General features: G+C 67.8%; 10 protein-coding genes. 7 read left to right on the top strand and 3 right to left on the bottom strand.

Features of this window, described 5'->3' with window-relative positions:
- Positions 1 to 13: 13 nt before the first annotated feature.
- Positions 14 to 1180 (bottom strand): 3-hydroxy-9,10-secoandrosta-1,3,5(10)-triene-9,17-dione monooxygenase oxygenase subunit, encoded by a 1167-nt coding sequence (hsaA, locus tag ACFSJG_RS10810; RefSeq protein ID WP_378485204.1) that lies wholly within the window; start codon positions 1178 to 1180, stop codon positions 14 to 16.
- 153 nt (positions 1181 to 1333) lie between these two features.
- Here hsaA and ACFSJG_RS10805 point away from each other — a divergent pair, with 153 nt between their 5' ends.
- The 4 genes from ACFSJG_RS10805 to ACFSJG_RS10790 all read left to right on the top strand — a co-directional run bounded on the left by ACFSJG_RS10805 (position 1334) and on the right by ACFSJG_RS10790 (position 5188).
- Entirely contained in the window at positions 1334 to 2482 is a 1149-nt protein-coding gene (locus ACFSJG_RS10805; protein ID WP_378485203.1) for a Rieske 2Fe-2S domain-containing protein, read from the top strand.
- Positions 2463 to 2723, top strand: coding sequence for a hypothetical protein (locus tag ACFSJG_RS10800; protein ID WP_378485202.1), 261 nt, complete (start codon positions 2463 to 2465; stop codon positions 2721 to 2723). Before ACFSJG_RS10805 ends, ACFSJG_RS10800 begins: the two co-directional genes overlap by 20 nt.
- A 35-nt stretch (positions 2724 to 2758) precedes the next feature.
- Positions 2759 to 3547 (top strand): SDR family NAD(P)-dependent oxidoreductase, encoded by a 789-nt coding sequence (locus ACFSJG_RS10795; RefSeq protein ID WP_378485201.1) that lies wholly within the window; start codon positions 2759 to 2761, stop codon positions 3545 to 3547.
- 144 nt (positions 3548 to 3691) lie between these two features.
- The gene (locus ACFSJG_RS10790; protein WP_378485200.1) at positions 3692 to 5188 is read left to right on the top strand and encodes a PucR family transcriptional regulator; all 1497 of its coding nucleotides are present in this window, start codon (positions 3692 to 3694) and stop codon (positions 5186 to 5188) included.
- Here the strand turns inward: ACFSJG_RS10790 and ACFSJG_RS10785 are convergent.
- Entirely contained in the window at positions 5171 to 6274 is a 1104-nt protein-coding gene (locus ACFSJG_RS10785) for a transporter substrate-binding protein (RefSeq protein WP_378485199.1), read from the bottom strand. The genes ACFSJG_RS10790 and ACFSJG_RS10785 overlap by 18 nt on opposite strands.
- A 331-nt stretch (positions 6275 to 6605) precedes the next feature.
- Here ACFSJG_RS10785 and ACFSJG_RS10780 point away from each other — a divergent pair, with 331 nt between their 5' ends.
- The 3 genes from ACFSJG_RS10780 (at position 6606) to ACFSJG_RS10770 (ending at position 12471) form a co-directional block, all read left to right on the top strand.
- The gene (locus ACFSJG_RS10780) at positions 6606 to 8657 is read left to right on the top strand and encodes a hydantoinase/oxoprolinase family protein (RefSeq protein WP_378485198.1); all 2052 of its coding nucleotides are present in this window, start codon (positions 6606 to 6608) and stop codon (positions 8655 to 8657) included.
- 48 nt (positions 8658 to 8705) lie between these two features.
- The gene (locus ACFSJG_RS10775) at positions 8706 to 10718 is read left to right on the top strand and encodes a hydantoinase B/oxoprolinase family protein (protein WP_378485197.1); all 2013 of its coding nucleotides are present in this window, start codon (positions 8706 to 8708) and stop codon (positions 10716 to 10718) included.
- Positions 10719 to 10821: 103 nt separating this feature from the next.
- Positions 10822 to 12471, top strand: coding sequence for a purine-cytosine permease family protein (locus tag ACFSJG_RS10770; RefSeq protein WP_378485196.1), 1650 nt, complete (start codon positions 10822 to 10824; stop codon positions 12469 to 12471).
- An 80-nt stretch (positions 12472 to 12551) separates the two neighbouring features.
- Here the strand turns inward: ACFSJG_RS10770 and ACFSJG_RS10765 are convergent, their stop codons facing one another.
- Positions 12552 to 14636: an ABC transporter permease gene (locus ACFSJG_RS10765; RefSeq protein WP_378485195.1), complete on the bottom strand. Its 2085-nt coding sequence runs from the start codon at positions 14634 to 14636 to the stop codon at positions 12552 to 12554.
- Positions 14637 to 14733 lie beyond the last annotated feature (97 nt).

Genomic DNA, 14733 nt, shown 5'->3' with positions numbered 1-14733 from the left:
GTCGTCACCGGAGTCAGATCATGTTGTCCTCGACCGGCAACCCGAACGCGCCACGCCCGTAGAGGGCGAGGGCACGCTCCACGTCGTTCGCGACGTGCATCCCGCCGGCGTGGGCGTCACGCCACCCGCGCTCGATGGGGTTGCCCGCGTCGAGGGAATTGCCGCCGGACATCTTGAACAGGGTGTCGATCGCGCCCAGCGCACGCTCGGTACCCAGAACCTGGTCGCGCCGCGCCCGCAGGCGCATCTGCATCGGAATCTCCGCACCCTCGGACGCGACGTCCATCAGCGACCGCACGTTGCGGTCCATCTGCAGGATCGCGGCGTCGATCTCCGACGACGCCCGCGCGACGGCCACTTGCGCGAACGGGTCGTCCGCGAACCGTCCGCCGCCGAGGCTGAGGCGGACGCGGTCACGCATCCGCCCCAGGAAGTGTTCGTAGCAGCCGGTGACGACGCCGAGGACCGGGGCAGCGATTGCGGAGCTGAACACGGTGGCGAACGGGATCCGGTACAGCGGACCGGGATTCACCTTCTGCCCCGGACCGCGCAACTGGGAGAACTCGTAGTTGCGCATCACCCGGTGGTCGGGAACGAACGCCCGCTCGACGACGATCTCGTTGCTGCCGGTGCCCCGCAGTCCGACGCTCTCCCACACGTCACGGATCTGGTAGTCGGAACGGGGAACGAGGAGGGTGGTGGTGTCGACGGCGTCGCCGCGGTCGTCGACGAGCAGTCCGCCGAGCAGTGCCCAGCCGCAGTGGTCGACGCCGGAGGAGAACCGCCAGGCGCCCATCAGCTCGTAGCCGCCCTCGACCCGCACCATCGTCCCGACCGGGGCGTACGACGACGCCACGAGCACGTCGGGGTCCGCTCCCCAGACCTCGGACTGGGCGGCGTCGTCGAACAGGGCCAGGTGCCACGGATGGACACCGAGGACGGCCGTCACCCAGCCGGTGGAACCGCAGGCCGCGGCGATCGCGCGGACCGTCTCGTAGAAGTGCACCGGATCGGATTCGAGTCCGCCGTGGCGCGTCGGCTGCAGCATCCGGAACACCCCGGTGTCGACGAGCGCGCGGATCGTCTCGTCCGGGACCCGGCGGGCCAGCTCGGTCTCCTTCGCACGTTCCGCGATGGACGGCAGCAGTTCACGCACACGACCGAGGACCTCGTTGCTCATCTGTCCGATGGTATCGGCGGCGCTCGGCGGCCCGGTAGCCCCGCAGGGTCCCGCCCAGTGAGATCACCGGACTTGCCCGTCACCTGCGCCGTTAGCGTCCGAAGCATCAACCATGCCGCCCGTGTCGGCACCGTTCGACGGGAAGGAACGACCGTGACCAGCACCCAGGACGAAGTTCGCGTGATCGAGGCGGGCGCCGCGCCCACGAGGTTCGCGCGGGGCTGGCACTGCCTCGGCCTCTCCGAGCCGTTCCGCGACGGCACGCCGCACAGCGTCGAGGCCTTCGGCACCAAGCTGGTCGTGTTCGCGGACAGCGAGGGCAAGCTCAACATCCTCGACGCATACTGCCGGCACATGGGCGGTGACCTGTCGCAGGGCACGGTCAAGGGCGACTCGGTGGCCTGCCCGTTCCACGACTGGCGCTGGGGCGGCAAGGGCAAGTGCACCTCCATCCCCTACGCACGCCGCGTGCCCCCGCTGGCCCGGACCCGCGCCTGGACGACCCTGGAGCAGGACGGGATGCTGTTCGTCTGGCACGACCCCGAGGGTCGCGCGCCGGGCGAGGAGGACATGTACATCCCGCGCATCGAGGGCGCCCTGTCCGACGAGTGGTCGGACTGGGTCTGGTACACCACCGAGGTCGACACGAACTGCCGCGAGATCGTCGACAACATCGTCGACATGGCGCACTTCTTCTACGTGCACTACTCGTTCCCGGTGTTCTTCAAGAACGTCTTCGAGGGTCAGGTGGCCAGCCAGTTCATGCGCGGCCAGGCCCGCGAGGACATGCGGCCGCACGCCTCGAACACCCCGAAGATGCTCGGCAGCCGGTCCGACGCCTCGTACTTCGGTCCGTCGTTCATGATCGACGACCTCGTCTACCAGTACGAGGGGTACGACGTGGAGTCGGTGCTGATCAACTGCCACTACCCGGTCTCTCCGGACAAGTTCGTCCTGATGTACGGGATCATCGTCAAGAAGTCCGAGCAGTTCCAGGGTGACGCCGCCGAGAAGATGGCGAACGCGTTCGGCACCTTCATCGCCAAGGGCTTCGAGCAGGACGTCGAGATCTGGAAGAACAAGACCCGGATCGAGAACCCGCTGCTCTGCGAGGAGGACGGCCCGGTCTACCAGCTGCGCCGCTGGTACGACCAGTTCTACGTGGACCGCGCCGACGTCACCCCGGAGATGGTCGACCGTTTCGAACACGAGATGGACACCACCAAGGCCGTGGCCGCCTGGCAGAAGGAGGTCGAGATCAACCTCGAGAAGGCGCGTGAGAATGCAGCCGCTGGAGTGTGACGCCTGCGGTGCGTGTGTTCGGGTGCTCAAGCACAGTTGGGAACACACGGCCGTCCAGTGGGACGAGACGTCGCAGCGGACCTGCCGGGAGATCGACACCTGGACCGGCCGTGAAGGCCGGCCCGGGGCGCCGGTGATGCGCTGCGAGTCGCTGTCCGCGTCGATCCACCGCGCCGCACTCGACGGGCGGATCGACATCACCAGCGAGGATCCCGTCCCGACACCGCAAGTGGCGCACTGACGTCACCTGCGCAGACCTGATCGAAAGGAACACCCGTGATCGACATCGCGAAGTACGGTCCGTGGGCCGTCATCGCAGGCGGCTCCGAGGGCGTCGGTTCGGCCTTCGCCGACGAACTCGCCTCCGCCGGTTTCAATCTCGTGCTCATAGCCCGCAAGCCGGGTCCGCTGGAGGAGACGGCCGACAAGGTCCGCTCGCACGGCGTGGAGGTCCGCACGCTCGCCCTGGACCTGCTCGCCACTGACGCGGTCGACCGAATCCGTACCGCCACCGCCGACGTCGAGGTGGGCCTGCTCATCTTCAACGCGGGCGCCAACTCGTACGGGCACGAGTTCGTCACCGGTGACCTCGCCGGGTTCGCCGGCGTCATCGACCTGAACATCACCCGTCAGCTGGAGCTGTCGCACCACTTCGGCGCGCTCATGCGCGACCGCGGGCGCGGCGGCATCATGCTGCTCGGCTCGCTCGCCGGGTACATGGGTTCGGAGCACCAGAGCATCTACGCCGCGTCGAAGGCGTTCAGCCGGGTGTTCGCGGAGAGCCTGTGGCTCGAACTGGCACCGTTCGGTGTGGACGTCGTCGAACTGGTGCTCGGTGTGACCCGCACCCCCGCGATGATCCGCGCAGGCCTGAACTTCGACGTCCCCGGGATGATCGTGCAGGAGCCGGAGGACGCCGCACGCGAGGGCCTCGAACACCTCGCCGACGGCCCGGTGTGGGTGGCAGGCGGCAACTACGTCGGCGCCCAGAAGCGCAGCGGCTTCCCCCGGGACAAGATGGTCAAGGGTGCCGCGGAGATGATGCGCAAGCTGATGAACCGCTGACACCCGTCAGGTGAATCGGAAGCCGGAGGGTCGGACCGCGAGGTCCGGCCCTCCTGTCGTTGCCGGCATTCCCGCCACGAGTCGAGAGGATCCCCGCGGGGCGACATAATCGGCTCACGATTCCGCGCCGAGAGGGAGTGACGGTTGGCCACGATAGGTGATCTCGCCGATCACGCGGGCCTGCGTTCCCTCACGCCCGACGCACTCGTGCGGACGCGGCGGACCCGGATCGACGCCGTGCACCGCGTGGACGGCGGACCGCCCGCGGACCTGCCCGAGAACAGCGCGCTGTACGTACCGTCCACGGCGTGGCCGCGGCTCCCCGCGCCAGGGGCGCTGACGGCCACCCTGCGGTCGGCCGGTGGTGTCGCGGTGATCGTCGACAACAACGACGTCAATCTCCCACCGGAATTCCTCTCCGAGTGTGTGCGGCAGTCGTTTCCCGTCTTCCTGCTCCCGTCGGACCAGGGGTTGGACCGCGTCGCGGCGGTGATCCGGCCACCGGAACCCGGACACCCGGCCGAGCGATCGGCGGGTGCCGGCCGGATACGCGACGTCGTCGACTCGTTCGTCGGTTCGAGCGAGATCGATGCCTGGCTGGTGATGCGGGGATGCGTGGTCGGTGGTTCCCGGAGGCCCGCACCCACCACGGATCGTCTGCGGAAGGTCCTTGCACGCAACCCCGTCACACTGGACCGGATCGCCGCGGCTCCGGCTGTCGTCACCACGACCCTCCCGCGCTCGGGGCGCACGATGGCACTGGTGAATCCACAGCGGACACCGTGGGATTCACGTCGGGTTCGTGCGCTCGCCGAGCAACTCGACGCCTACGCACAGGCCGTCGAGGTGGCCCGGACCGCCCGCCAGCAGTCGGAGTACGCACTGATCCGGGAACTCATCACGGCGACGGTCCCGTCGGAGGCGCTCGACCCCTGGGCGAGTTCACTCGGCCTGACAACGGGCATCCGCATCCGCGCGGTGTGCCTGGTGCCACCCGACTCGGTCGGGGCGCAGCTCGACGAGATCGCCGCGGCACTACGCGATCTCGGACTCCTCAGCGGGCAGCCCTGTGTCGCGGGAACGCACGGCGGGAACGCCTACGCGCTCATCACGATCTCCGGCGATCCGGACGAGAACCCCAGCTTCGAGGACGACCTCGACGTCCTGCGCGGGCTCGTGGAGCGGCAGTGCGGGTTCCGCCCGGCGGTCGGCGCCAGTTCGTGCGTCCTGCACGGAAGCGACGACCTCGTTCGCGGGCTGATCAGCGCGCGCCAGCTGGCCGAGCGCCAGGCCCGCACGTCGGCCAGGGACGACGGATCCGTGCCGCTCCCGGCACCGCTGGCGGCGACGCTGCTCGCCTCGGAGCCGACACTCGTCACCGTCCTGCAGCGGGCGCTGCTCCAGCCGGTGATCGACTACGACACCCAGAAGGGTTCGCAGTACCTGCACACCCTTCGGACATTCCTTGCGCTCGACGGACACTGGGGTTCGGCGGCGTCCGAACTGGGTATCCACATCAACACGTTGCGGTACCGCCTGGGCCGCATCGAGCGGCTGACGGGGCGCGGGGTGCACGCCACTGCCGACCGAACCGACTTCTACCTCGCGCTCACCCTGTACGAGTCAGGAGAACGACGTTAGGGGCACCCGCCCCTCCCACCACGGCTCCGGAAGCCGGGGCGGGAACTCGGCGATCACCTCGTAGTCCCCGCCCGACGCCCGGCCCACGTACGACGGGTGGGCGCTGTAGTGGTTGCTCCGGAAGTAGAACGGCAGTCCCTCGGGGTTCCCGTCGAAGCGCACCCGCAGGAGTGCCTCCGCGAGATCGTCCGGGTCCAGCGACGGCGACTGCTCGGCCGCGAGAGCGAGGGCGTGGACGGCGTTGTACGCACCGACCTGCGCCGCATGCGTTCGTTCCTGTCCACGGATGTCGAGCAGCGACCGTCGGTACGCCGCGTTGTGCTCCGACTCGATCCGTGAGAAGTACGTCCCCACCATGTAGTGGCCGTCGCTGACCTCGGCCGGCATGTGGGCGAGGTCGATCGCGGTCGTGACGGTCGCGGCGATCGGCAGGCTGTCCGCCGTGTGGCCCGCCTGGTGGAACTGGGTGTAGAAGCTGGTCGTCGACTCGCGCCCGACCAGGTTGCAGACCACAACGGACGGGTTCTTGCGGCCGATGTCCGCGAGGACGGACCCGAAGGACGTCTCTCCGAGCGGGGCATACCAGCTCCCGACGGTCTCGACGCCCCAGTGCTCACCCATCCGGTCGATCGATTCCCCGAGGACCCGGGGATAGATGTAGTCGGAACCGACGACGTAGATCCGGCGGCCCAGTGTGCGCGCGATCCACCCCAGGTAGTCGACCATGTACTGGTTCGGCGATGCGCCGCAGTAGAACACCCGCGGATCCGACTCCTCGCCTTCGAAGTACGTCGGGTACATCAGCAGCGTGCGGTTCGCGTGGACTGCCGGCCGCATCGCGACCCGGCTGGCGGAGGTGTATCCGCCGACGATCACGTCCACCGATTCCTCCCGGCACAGATGGTCGATCCCGCGGGCCGTCGACGCGACCTCGGAACGGTCGTCGAAAACCGCGAAAGTCATCGGCTCGCCGTGGATTCCACCGTCCCTGTTGACCTCGTGCACCGCGGCCAGTGCGCCGTCGAGTATGGACTTCTCCATGTCGGCCAGTGCGCCGGTGAGCGAGTACAGCATGCCGACCTTCACGTGCGCTCCTCTCGACTGCGACGTTCCCCGTGGCGGTGAGGTCACTCTACGTCCGCCCACAACGCCTCACACGCCGGTACCGCGGCGGCGGGTCGGTACCGCGGAACACTGTTGCGGTTCGGTGACCGCCGGTTGCGTGCGGATGTCGGACACATCCGGGTAACGAGCGACCGGACGGCCGTTGTCCCTGCTAGGAGGTCTATCGCCGCTCGAAGACCTGTATCGGTCTCCAATGTCCGATCCCGCGTCGTCGTCCGAAGAGCCAATTGTCGACGGTCCCCGTGCCGGGTTGTCTGGCACCAGGTCAGCGACACACCGACAGGAGGCCGACATGACAGAAGCCATCAGCAGGCCGGCGAAGATCCGCACCGCGGTCGACATCGGCGGAACGTTCACCGACGTGTTCGTCCAGCACGAGGACGGCAGGATCACCACCGCGAAGTACCCCACCCAGGCCGACCCCATCGAGGGCGTCCTGGCCGGGATGAGGCAGGCCGGAGTGAGCTGGGAGGACGTCGAGTTCTTCTCGCACGGAACGACTATCGCGACGAACGCACTCATCACGCGCAACTTCCCCAAGGTCGCGCTGGTGACCACCGACGGGTTCCGCGACGTCATCGAGATCCGTCGCGGCGACCGCGAGACCTGGGATCCTTACCAGGAGGTGGCGAAGCCGTTCGTTCCCCGCCGTCACCGGATCACCGTGCGCGAACGGATCGGCTACGACGGCACCGTCCTCGAGCCGCTGGACGAGGAGCAGGCTCGCGACGTGGCGCGGATCCTGCGTCGCCGGGGCGTCGAGACGATCGCCGTGTGCTTCGTGAACTCGTTCACCAATCCCGATCACGAGAACCGGATGGCGGAGATCCTCGCGGAGGAGCTGCCCGGCGTCGCGATCACCACCTCCAGCGACGTGCATCCCGAGATCTTCGAGTACGAACGCTTCTCCACCACCGTCGCCAACGCGGCGCTGGTGCCGATCATCGGCCCGTACGCCCGGACCCTCGAAGGACGCCTCGCCGAGAACGGCTACGCGAACGACGTGCTGCTGCTGCACTCGGGCGGCGGCGTGATGACCCCGGCGATGGCGGAGAAGTACGGCGCACGACTCGCCGCGTCCGGGATCGCCGCCGGGGCGATCGCCAGCCGTCACATCGCCCGTATGTGTGGCTACGAGAACTCCATCGGCTTCGACATGGGCGGCACCTCCACCGACGTGTCCCTCACGGACAACGGGGTACTCGGCACCACCAACATGTGGAGCGTCGAGTTCGGATACCCGATCTGCTTCCCCAGCATCGAGGTCCTCACCATCGGCGCCGGCGGTGGCTCCATCGCCTGGCTGGACGACGCCGGGTCGCTCCGCAACGGACCGCAGTCCGCCGGCTCGGAGCCGGGCCCCGCCTGCTACGGCGCCTCCGGCGACCTGGCGACCAACACCGACGCCAACCTCATCCTGGGCACCGTCGGCAAGAAACTCGCCGGTGGCGTGAAGGAGCTCGACGAGACCCTCGCGCGTGCCGCCGTCGAAAAGGTCGCCGCACCGCTGGGTCTGGACGTCGAGACCGCCGCGCAGTCGATCATCAAGGTCGCCAACGCCAACATGGCCGACGCGATCCGTCTGATCTCGATCCGGAAGGGTCACGACCCGCGTGACTTCGCCCTGGTGGGCTTCGGCGGCGCCGGACCGCTGCACGCGGCGTACCTGGCGAAGGACCTGGGCATCCCGACGGTGATCATCCCGCCGCATCCGGGCGTCACCTCCGCCATGGGCTGCATGCTCGTCGACATCCAGCACGACCTCACCAAGATGTACCTCGCCGACTCCGCCGAGGCCGACCTCGACCACCTCACGGCGTCGTTCCGCGAACTCGAGGCGCAGGGACGCGAACGCCTCGCGGCGGAGCACGTCGACGAGTCGGACATGATCTTCGAGTACTACCTCGACATGCGGTACCTCGGACAGTGGCGCGCCATCGCGGTCCCGGTCACCGCCGACCTGACGACACTCGACGACGTCGTCGCGACCTTCCACGAAACCCACCTCCGGGAACACAACTTCGCGTCGGAGGACTCGGGTGTGGAGATCTACCGCGTCCTGGTCCGTGCCATCGGCCTGACGCCCCGCCGCGACGCACAGCCCGCGGAGCTGATCGATCCCGCGGATTTCGCACCCACGCCCACCGAGGTGCGGCAGGTGCTCTTCCCCGACGAGGTCGCCCGGCTCGACACCCCGGTGTACGACCGCGGCGAACTTCCACCGGGAGCCGTGCTGTCCGGCCCGTGCATCGTCGACCAGCTGGACTCGACGACGGTCGTCCCGCCGCAGACCACGGCGCGAGTGGACGAGTGGGGAAATCTCATCCTCCAGTACCAGGCGTAGATCAAGTCAACCCGTTCGGCTGCAACTGAATTCACAAGGGGTAGGAACATGGCCACATCACTGGACCCGGTGACCTTCGAAGTCCTCAAGAACGCGTTCATCAACACCGTCGACCAGATGGCGGAGCAGATCCTCCGGACCTGCTACTCGTTCGTCATCTACTCGCGCGACTTCTCCTCGGCCATCTGCGATCCCGAGGGAAACACCGTGATGCAGGGCACGGGCGACATCGCCGCGCACGTCGGCACCCTGCACTACACGGCGAAGGCCGTGATCCGACAGTTCGAGGGCGACATCCACCCCGGAGACGTCTTCGTCATCAACGACGTCTACGAGGGCGGAAGCCACTTCAACGACACCCGGATCATCCGGCCCATCTACTACCAGGGCGAACTCCTCGGCTACGCACAGGCCAACGGCCACTGGGCCGACGTCGGAGGCGCGACCCCCGGATCGTTCAACGTCAAGGCGCTCGACCACATGGGTGAGGGTCTGCGCATCCCGCCGACCCGGTTGTGGAGCAAGGACGAATTCCTCGAGGACGTCGCGTATCTCATCGCGAAGAACACCCGCAACCCACGCGACATCATCGGTGACATGCAGGCGCAGGCCGAGGCCACCCGGGTCGCCGAACGCGAGATCCAGCGCCTGTGCGACAAGTACGGCGTCGAGACGATCAAGACCGCGATGGCGGAGGTCCAGGACTACGTCGAGGAGCTGACCCGCGCGAAGATCGCCGCACTGCCCGACGGTGTCTGGTACACCGAGGACTACATCGACCAGGATCCGGCGCTCGGCGAGGGCCTGATCCCCGTCACGATGAAGATGACGATCTCCGGCGACACCGTGCACTACGACCTGAGCGACTCGCACGCGTCGATCTCGTCGATGCTCAACGCCGGTTTCGGCGGCTCGTTCGCCGGTATCGTCGCCGGCACCAAGATGCAATTCCCCGACATCCCGTTGAATTCGGGCTTCTACCGGGTCGTCACAGCGGATCTCGGCCCGCTCGGGTCGGTCGTCAACGCCGACTGGCCGTCTCCCTGCGCGGGCTTCTGCTCGGGCCCGTTCGAGAAGATCATGAGCTCGGTGTTCGAGGTGTGGTCGGACATCCTGCCCGAGCGGGCGATGGCCTGCACCTTCAACCTCGAGTACCTCCTCGTCGGTGGCCGCGACGGTCGCGAGAACGGCAACCCCAATTTCATGTGGTACGACTGGATGATGGGTGGCTGGGGCGCCCGCAACGGCGCCGACGGCTACAACGCGTCCGCCGCGGTGTTCGGCGTCCAGTACGGCACCCAGCCCTTCGAAGGGCAGGAACGCCTGGCCCCCGTCCTCACCTCCTGCCACGATCTCCTCCCCGATTCCGGTGGCCCCGGCAAGCACCGGGGCGGCCTGGGCGCGGTGAAGGGCGGCCGCCTCCAGGGCAGCAGCAACACGGTGATGTCGTACTGCTGCGACCGTGAACGCTCGGTGACCTGGGGCCTGTGGGGCGGTCTGCCGTCGATCCCGCACGGCGTCTGGCTGAACAAGGGCACCGAGGACGAGCAGTACCTCGGGTCGATCTTCGCGGCGGTGCCGATCAAGGCCGGCGACGAGTTCATCCGGCCCTCCGCCGGCGGAGGCGGCCTCGGTGACGCGCTCCAACGCGACGTCGACGCGGTCCTGGAGGACGTGATCGACGGCTACGTCTCGATCGAGCGCGCCGAGAAGGACTACGGCGTGGTCATCCGTGAGGTCGATCCCGAGATCTTCGAGTACGAGGTGGATCTCGCCGCAACCGAGAAGGCCCGCGCGTACATCCGCGACAACCGGCACTCCTGGATGGAGCGCGACGCGCAGGAGGTCTCGGACGAGTACCGGTCCGGGCTGATCAACGAGATGGACTGCGTGCGCCAATACGGCGTCATTCTCGACTGGGGCAGCGGTGAGGTCCTCGTCAAGACCACCGAACAGTTCCGGACGATGCTGCGCCGACGCACCATCGTGCACTGGACAGACGACCCGACGATCGACTACGTCAAGGGCACGCTGACGGTGTCGGAGCCGGCCGCCGTCTGATTCCCTCGCACCCGGGTGCCCGTCGGCGGGCACCCGGGTGCAGATCCCCTCCCGAATCTCCACATGGCAACGGCGCCAAGGACATCATCGAACAGGAAGACTCATGTCAGTTTCGCCGCATCCGGGTACCCGCGCGGTACCCCCGCTCGTACTGTCCTCCACCGACGATCCCAGGGTCCTCGAACGCGCCGCCGCCGAGGACTACTCGCTGCACATCGTCCCGCTCTCCTGGCGCACCGGACGCCTCGGCGTGTCCATGGCCTGGTTCGGCCTGATGAGTGCGATGTTCTGGGTCGTCGTCGGAAGCACCGTCACGCTCTCGGTGGGGACAGTGGACACCATCATCGGAATCGCACTCTCCGCAGTGACGTACGGCGCCATCAACTCCGTCGCGGCTCGGTACGCCGCCCGGACCGGCACCAGCGTGTCCCTCTTCTCGCGCGCCCTGTTCGGCCGGGCGGGCTCCGCCTTCGCGGCCGCGCTGTTCGGCATCACGATCACGTACTACGTCGTCGCCGAGGGCGCCATCGTCGCCAGCGCACTGCACGCCTACCTTCCCGCGCTCCCGATCGCGGTGTGCGGCCTGATCGTGGTGCTGTACCAGGCACCGCTCGCGATGCGCGGTGTCACCACGTGGCTCGACAAGATCAACGGACTGCTGCTTCCCCTGTATCTGCTCGGACTGGTCGGCTCCGTGGTCTGGGCCGTCGCCCGGTACGGGTACAGCAACGACTGGCTCACCTACGAGCCGGCGGAGGCCGTCGACTTCGGTGTGCCGGGCTGGTGGTTCGCGTTCACTGTCTACATGGGCGTGTGGGTGGTGACGATGATGGCGTGGGACTTCGCGCGATTCGGCCGACCCGAGGACGCACAGTTCAACGGGCGGGTCACCTTCGGAACCCCGTTCTACGTCATGACGCTTCTGGTCAACGCCGTCGTCGGCATGTTCCTGGCACACACGATCGAGATCGAGGGCGCCCTCAACGAGGAGTCCGCGATCCTGGGAATCGTTGCGATGATGGGCTTCTGGGGACTGTTGTGGGTGGTGGTGAGCCAGACGCGGGTGAACACGGGCAACTTCTACCTCGCCTCGACCAACCTTCAGAACTTCTTCGCCCGCGCGTTCAAACTCACCCTCCCCCGCGTCTTCTGGCTCGCGGTCGTCGCGGTCGTCGTCTACGTGATGATGCTGACCAACGTCCTGAGCTGGATCCTGCAGGCACTGAGCTATCAGGGCGTGATCATCGTCAGCTGGGTCGCCATCGCGATGACGCACATCGCGCTCACGTCCACGGGCAAGGGCAACGCCCTCGCGACAGCGGAGTTCCGTCCCGGGCGCGTGCCCGCCGTGAACCCCGCCGGAATGTTCGCCTGGGGTGTCTCGTCGGTCGTCGGGATCGCGATGGTGGCCTTCGGCGGCACGTCCGGCACGGTGTGGGCACCTCCGGTGAGCTGTGTGCTCGCGGCCGTCCTGTACGCGATCGCGCTCGGGTTCTCCAAGCCGTCCTGGTTCACCCTCGACCGGCCGTTCGATCCGCGCGACGAGGTGGACGATCCGTGGGAGGCGCGCGTGCAGTGCCATCGGTGCGGTGACTCGTACATCGCCTACGAGATGGACCGTGATCCGTCGGCAGGCCATCAGGCGATCTGCCTGGCCTGCGCCTCGGACACCCCGGCGTTCCTGCGGGCGGCGGACGCGGAAGCGGCCGAACACGGTTCGCCGTCGCGCCGAGCGGAGGTCGCGCTCGACTGAGCGCGTATCCACCGCCCCGAAACGTGGTTGCCCGGTCACCGAACGCGGTGACCGGGCAGAACGGTGTCGGGTGAGGATGCTCAGACTGTCTCGGACACCGGCTCGGCTGCCCTCCGCCTACGCGCAGTCACGGCATCGAAGGCGATGACGAGAGCCAGGGCGATCGCGCCCCAGACGAGGAAGGTGCCGATGTGCCCGCCGACGCCGTCACCTCCGAAGTAGAGGATCGAGCGGACCGACTCGACGGCAGCGGGCATCGGCAGTACGTCGTGAAGCGTCCGGAACACCGCGGGCGCCATGTAGATCGACACTCCACCACCGGATGCGGGAACGCCGAGGAACATGACCACGAGGATCACCGGGAGGATGGCGAGCATCCCGAACAGGCGCACGAACATCGTGGTGAACAGTGCCATCGCGGCGATGGCGATCGCACCCACTCCGATGAGCTGCCAGGCGTTGCCGTGGACGGCACCGACGATCGGTCCGGCGATCGTCCAGATCCACGCGGACATGACGACCGCCCAGCCGGCGATGACGGGCAACAGTTTTCGCAGCGCCAGCATGAACGGCGCGGCCTGCGACATCACGATGACGATCAGGAAACCGGACATCATCCAGCCGATCGACAGGTACATGCTGACGGTACCCATCGAGTCGTCCGGGCTGAGCGGTGTGACGTCCTGCTTCACGAGCGGCACCTGCTGCTGCTGAGCCGTCTGCGTGAACACCGCCGAGACGGCCTGCTGCTGGCTCATGCCGGCCGCGCCCGCGGTGTACAGCGTCGCCGACGGGCTCTCCGCGCTGGGCAGGACGTACGCCCCGACGACACTGCGGTCGGCGACCAGACCCTCCGCCTCTTCCGGCGACGCGACCCGGAAGTCGAACATGCCCTGCATGTTCCGTTCCATCCCCGCGACCACCTGCTCGGCCTGCGCCGGGTCCGCCGCCGCGACCGCGGCGGGCATCTCGCGCGGTGACGGCTGGTACATCGATGCCGTCATGATCGACAGCATCATCACGACCATCGCGAGCGGGAACAGCACCAGCGTGAGGTACTTGGAACGCGTGCTCTGCATCGGCTTCGCCGTGAAGGAGGCGATGTTCGCCTCGGGTGCCGCCGGATTCGGGTTCCTGCGCTTCTTGAGCGTGTCGATGAGTGCGGTCAGGCCGAATCCGGCGGCCAACCCGACGACCAGCACCACGACGTGCCCCGCGAGACCGTCACCACCGAAGTAGAGGACCGAGCGAAGCGCCTCACCGATGGCAGGTGACGGCAGGAAGGTGTACAGCCACGAGAAGATTCCGGGCATGGTGTGCACGGACATGCCCAGGTTCGACGCCGGGATCCCGAGAACCATCAGGAACAGCATGCCGACGAGCACGGCGAGCGGACCGACGATGCGGGTGAGGAACAGCTGCACCATCGACACCGCGAACACGCCCAGCCAGGCGATACCCAGGACCGCCGCGGTGTGTCCCTGCACTGCCCCGAGGATCGGGTCGGCGACCAGCCACACCACGCCGGCGATCAGCGCCGCCCACCCGGCGAGCAGCGGCACGATGCGGCGCTTGCGCAGCAGTTCGGGCGCGGCCGAGAGGACCAGACTCAACGGCATGTAGCCGGCGAGGATGAGCGCCGTCGTCATGAACATGACCGCGAGACCGGCGCTGTCGTGTGAGGGGGCGGGCACCAGGTCCTCGGTGTGAACCGTGGCGTCCTGACCTGCTGCGAACGGCACCAGCAGCTGGTTGACCGTGGACGCCTGGGACGCGCCGGCGGCACCGGCGGTGAGCACGGTCGCGTCGCCGGCGTCGTCGAACACGACCGCGCCGACGACGTCGCGGCCCTCGACGAGCGCACGGGCCGCGTCGGCGTCGGCAGCGGTTCGTGCCTCGACTGCTGACGGGTTCGTGGCCTCGAGTGCCTCCGCGAGCCGTGCGGACTCGCCCTGGGACGTTCCGACGACGGCAACGGGCAGGTCGTGCGGCGTCGGGGCGTGCATGGCACCCAGGTATCCGCCGACCATCATCGACACCATCAGGAACGGGAAGATCAGCGCCGCGACGACACGACCGATCCTCTCCTTTCGTTCGCGTGCGGGGTCGGGTGCCCCACCGCCGTTGTCCGGCTTCTCGGCCGGCGCCTGAACATCCGTCGTCACCGGGCGCTCCTTCACGTGAATCGGGAAATGGGCGGGAAGGAACCCGCGTATCACCAAATTTACGCCAGTTGACTTAAAATGACGACGGCGGTCGAAC

Origin of the sequence: Rhodococcus gannanensis, from assembly GCF_042681175.1 — a bacterium.
GTDB classification, from domain to species: Bacteria; Actinomycetota; Actinomycetes; order Mycobacteriales; family Mycobacteriaceae; genus Rhodococcus_G; species Rhodococcus_G gannanensis.
The sequence above is the reverse complement of the archived record's forward strand: the minus strand, read 5'-3'. Positions and strand labels throughout refer to the sequence as shown.

What these genes read in the sequence shown, in the direction of transcription:
- ACFSJG_RS10800 (WP_378485202.1), top strand. Translation starts at nt 2,463, where the DNA reads ATGCAGCCGCTGGAGTGTGACGCCTGCGGTGCGTGTGTTCGGGTGCTC.
- ACFSJG_RS10770 (WP_378485196.1), top strand. Translation starts at nt 10,822, where the DNA reads ATGTCAGTTTCGCCGCATCCGGGTACCCGCGCGGTACCCCCGCTCGTA.
- ACFSJG_RS10780 (WP_378485198.1), top strand. Translation starts at nt 6,606, where the DNA reads ATGACAGAAGCCATCAGCAGGCCGGCGAAGATCCGCACCGCGGTCGAC.
- ACFSJG_RS10775 (WP_378485197.1), top strand. Translation starts at nt 8,706, where the DNA reads ATGGCCACATCACTGGACCCGGTGACCTTCGAAGTCCTCAAGAACGCG.
- hsaA (WP_378485204.1), bottom strand. Translation starts at nt 1,180, where the DNA reads ATGAGCAACGAGGTCCTCGGTCGTGTGCGTGAACTGCTGCCGTCCATC.